Consider the following 3,915-nt stretch of genomic DNA (forward strand, 5'->3'; position numbering starts at 1 on the left):
ATTTAGCCAGTTCCAGATGTGGCGGGATGTCCGGGCTTAGGAGGCGCTCCAGCGTGTTTTGGAGCAGATGGTCGGCGTGGGGTGCAGAGCGAGTGAGCGAGTAGGCAAAGCGCCGCAGCATAGGCGTTAAATGGATTAACTCTTCTTTCATGTTAAGGGCTTGGTCCCAGGTGTTTCAGCGCGCAGCGCGCTGGCTCAAATTATCGATTTCAGCGGAAATCGCGGTTTCTATCAGGTAAACGTTTGAGTTTGAATTTTATTCCCGCCCAACCGGAATTTTTATGCGGCTGAAACGTTATCACTGAAGTCCAGTCGGTTTTTATGATAAATCTACCGTATTGCATCAAGGGGGAACCCATGAAACCTGTTTATCTTAGCTGTGCCCTTTTTGCCTGCCTTTGTCCGTCGGTTTATGCGCAGTTGTTGGATACCCAATTACTCGATAGTGATGTGCTGGATCAGACCGTCCGCGACATTGATGATATTGCCGGTCAGGTTAGTGAGCAGCTGGAACCTGTGGTTAATCCTGTGACCGACGCGGTGGTTGATCCACTGGCCGATCCTTTGGTGAAGCCGGTTGCCGAGTTGCTTGATGCGGTGCCGCTAGATGCGTTAACCGATGTGTTGCCCATCTTAACCCGAACGGGTGAGACCGCGTTTGTAGATGTCGCGGTGGAAAACGGTTGGCGCGCAGTCGAGCGTGAATGGTTAATTATGCTGGATAAAACAGAGTTGTCTGTATTGCAACCTTTATCCGCGGAAATTATTGAGCAAACCGATTTTGCCGGATTGGATTTGGTGCTGGTGCGTTTTCGGGTACCTGCGGAGTGGGATTCGCTTGCCGCATTAAGTCAGCGGTTGCCGATGCATTTAAAAGATCAGCTGGATCGCAACCATATCTATGGTGCGCAAGCCGGTAATGTCTCTTTGCCCGCAGATGTTGTCCTTTCGTTTGCCCCCGTCTGTAAAGCGCCGGTAAAAATCGGCATGATCGATACTGCGATTAATACGGAGCATCCGGCATTTGCAAATAATCACATCGTTGTGCGCGATTTTTTAGGCGAAAAATTTGATGCACCGCGCGCGCACGGCACTGCCGTTGCCGGGTTGTTGGTAGGGCGCCGTGATACTGTGCAGCCTTTATTGCCCGGCGCGCAGCTGTATGCGGCTTCGGTTTTTTATCCGCGCAACCAATATGCGCAAGGAGCCACCATGATGGATTTGGTGCGTGCATTAAATTGGTTGGCGAGTGAGAACGTCAGTGCAATTAATATGAGCCTTGCTGGCCCTGACAACAAAATTTTACGCAGTGTGATTGGGCGTGTGGTGCAACAGGAAATTGCCGTGATTGCAGCGGCAGGAAACGAAGGTCCGGCGGCACCGCCGATGTATCCAGCAGCCTATGAGGATGTTATTGCGGTCACAGCAGTAGATCGCGAGCAGCGAATTTATCGCTGGGCGAATCGCGGGGATTATATTGATTTTGCAGCTTTGGGGGTTTCGGTCAATACCGCGCGCAGCAATGGCGGTTTCGGGCGCGAGTCAGGCACATCAATTGCGGCACCGATTGTGTCAGCATTTGTGGTGTGTGAATTGGCGCAGCAGCATAAAAATTTATCCAGCATGATCGAAGGCTTAGCTAAAAAAATAATTGATCTGGGTGAGTCGGGCCGAGATCCAGTTTTTGGTCTCGGCCTGTTGGATGTCATTCGCACTGCGGAATTAAAACCATTAAAAAGTCACCCCGAAGGTAACTGATGCGAGTGTTTCCGAATAGTTAGCGGCGGCCAGATTAGATTCATAGTTGCCCCGTTCAATTTTGCTGGTGGCTGTAACCTTTGGTGTTACATAAACTTCCCATTCAATACTGGTAACGCGGTGATTGTCGCTGCGGAAGACGTTGGTTTGGTTGTCGTCCGTTGAACGCATAGCAGCGGAATAATCCCGGTCGTGATAACGCACACCTAATTGTAATTTGCTTGGCATTCCCCAAGCTTGGAATTTATGGTTGATGCTGGCGCGCACGCTGAGCGCATCGTAATTAAATTGATTCTGTACCGCGTCCTCTTCTTCTCTGGTAAATCCCACTGCGAAAAAAGTATTGCCTTGTTGAAAGAAAATAAATACATCGCCAGCAACACCTGTGTTCTGTGCATTGCGTCCGGCATTGCCCGGGAAGTCTTTATCCTGATAATTCGTGGCTGCGCGTAAAAAAATGCGGTTGTTAAATAAACGCGATGCATACAGGCTGGTTTGCTGCAACTGTAGAAAATCCCGGTCAGTGAGTTCTGCGTCAGCATTATGGTAGCTGGCGCCAAGGGTGACTACATCGAAATGGTAGCTGGCATCGGCAAATAGCTGCTGAAGATCCAAATCAAAATTTTCATTGTCCTGATAGGTCTTGGTTAAATAATAATATCCCGCTTTTACATCCAGTTTTTCATTGACTTTCCAGCGCCCATTTAAGCGTGCATTCAGCAGCGCTGCCCAATCACTCTGGGTTGAATACTGGTCAAGTTCGACCACGCCTAAATTGGAATCGTATTCGGTTCCCGCTTCCAATCGAATACTGCCTTCAGGTGTTGCCGCATAGAGTGAATTTGCCACACTAATCGCACTAACAGCCAACGGAAAATAAACGTACTTTTTCACGATAAGTTACTCCACCGAAAATGATATTGAATGAGAAGAGAAAAATAAAAGACGGCGAGAAAAAGGCGCCGAAGCGCCTTCATCCTTAGTTTCCAAGCCCCAAACTATTATTGAGTGCGGTGGTTACGGTGCTTTCTACAGTGGATTCAACCGTATCTTCAATCGTTGCCTGGATGGTGTTGTTAATAGTGCTATCGATGGAACCAGTGATTGCACTATTGAGCGCGCCGTCGATACTGCTATTCACGGCGCCTTGCACATTTTGCTGCAGGTTTTGTTGCAGGTTGCTAGCGACCAATGAATCCATTTGATGACCAACAGCGGTACTGACGGTGGAATTGACGTTGGTCAGATTGCCTTGTAATTGTGTGCTGATATTGTTGGTCACATCGGCTGATGCAGTCATCATACTTTTAATACGGCCGTCCACTGCAGTGGTTACTTCGTTGGCGTTGTTGGTTAATTCAGTTGCTTTGCCTGTAACAACATCTACTGTTTTTTGCGTTTCCACTTTTGTGCTGCCGGTGAGTGATACGGCGTTGGTCAAACTGTTGCTTGCTGTGGTGCTGGTATCTTCTGCTGCTGAGTCATCTGTAGCGACGGGTGATTCGGCTGTTGCATCTTCTGCAGCGGGAGTCTCGCTATTGTCGCTTGCTTCGGCGTTAATGCTGCCCTCGTTATTCATCGCCTGTTGCTGTTGGAGCGAACTGGCGAGAGAAATTGATCCACTTTGGGAGTCGGCCTGCGTGCTGAATGAATTTTGCGAATCGACCTTGGCATCGACACTATAATCGACACCCGAGGAGACCTCGTTCGCCAAGCAGATTGATGACGCTAATGTGCAAGCAGAGATAAATAAAATTTTGCTGTTTAACATTGGGTTTTTCATGGGAAGTGCCTCTTGGTTAGTTGACTTACAACTTGTTAACGCTTGAGGTGATGGTTTTATTCCCACGATTTAAAAATATTTTCAAAAAAATAAAAAAGCCGCATCAAATTGCTTGATGCGGCTTTGGTGTTGGCGGTTCTCTAGAAGCTTGTTATCTATTCATTCCCGGTTATTAACAACCCAAATTACCAGGGCCAGCACTGGTGCCCAAAATATTCAGGAAGCGGTTGTACTCGTTTATACGGCTTTGCACTTGCGCTGGGTTGCCGCCATTGCATTCCAGTGAGCCATTAATCGTGCGGATGGTTTCGCCGAAACCAAAGCCGCCGACCATGGAATCATGGGCAGGGCGGTAGCCTGCGCCTGATTGGGTC

4 protein-coding genes and 1 pseudogene are annotated in these 3,915 nt (G+C 48.6%); 1 reads left to right on the forward strand and 4 read right to left on the reverse strand.

Features of this window, described 5'->3' with window-relative positions:
- Positions 1-151 (reverse strand): annotated as a pseudogene (locus ACWA6V_RS18460) (RNA polymerase sigma factor); the annotation flags it as partial.
- A gap of 206 nt (positions 152-357) precedes the next feature.
- On the opposite strand from ACWA6V_RS18460, the gene ACWA6V_RS18465 reads away from it, so the two are divergent.
- Positions 358-1,758 (forward strand): S8 family serine peptidase, encoded by a 1,401-nt coding sequence (locus ACWA6V_RS18465; RefSeq protein WP_449523868.1) that lies wholly within the window; start codon positions 358-360, stop codon positions 1,756-1,758.
- Here the strand turns inward: ACWA6V_RS18465 and ACWA6V_RS18470 are convergent.
- The 3 genes from ACWA6V_RS18470 to ACWA6V_RS18480 all read right to left on the reverse strand — a co-directional run.
- Positions 1,732-2,652 carry a hypothetical protein gene (locus tag ACWA6V_RS18470; protein WP_449523869.1) on the reverse strand — a complete coding sequence of 307 codons (921 nt, stop codon included), beginning with the start codon at positions 2,650-2,652 and terminating at the stop codon, positions 1,732-1,734. The genes ACWA6V_RS18465 and ACWA6V_RS18470 overlap by 27 nt on opposite strands.
- A gap of 85 nt (positions 2,653-2,737) precedes the next feature.
- Complete coding sequence (locus ACWA6V_RS18475; protein WP_449523870.1) at positions 2,738-3,541, reverse strand: hypothetical protein; 804 nt, start codon at positions 3,539-3,541, stop codon at positions 2,738-2,740.
- 172 nt (positions 3,542-3,713) lie between these two features.
- Positions 3,714-3,915, reverse strand: a 202-nt coding sequence (locus ACWA6V_RS18480; protein WP_449523871.1) for a glycoside hydrolase family 19 protein, incomplete at its 5' end; no start/stop codon positions are given.

Source organism: Cellvibrio sp., assembly GCF_053579595.1.

Bases quoted from the DNA above. Each gene is read 5' to 3' on its own strand.
- ACWA6V_RS18475 (WP_449523870.1), bottom strand. From the start codon at position 3,541: ATGAAAAACCCAATGTTAAACAGCAAAATTTTATTTATCTCTGCTTGC.
- ACWA6V_RS18465 (WP_449523868.1), top strand. From the start codon at position 358: ATGAAACCTGTTTATCTTAGCTGTGCCCTTTTTGCCTGCCTTTGTCCG.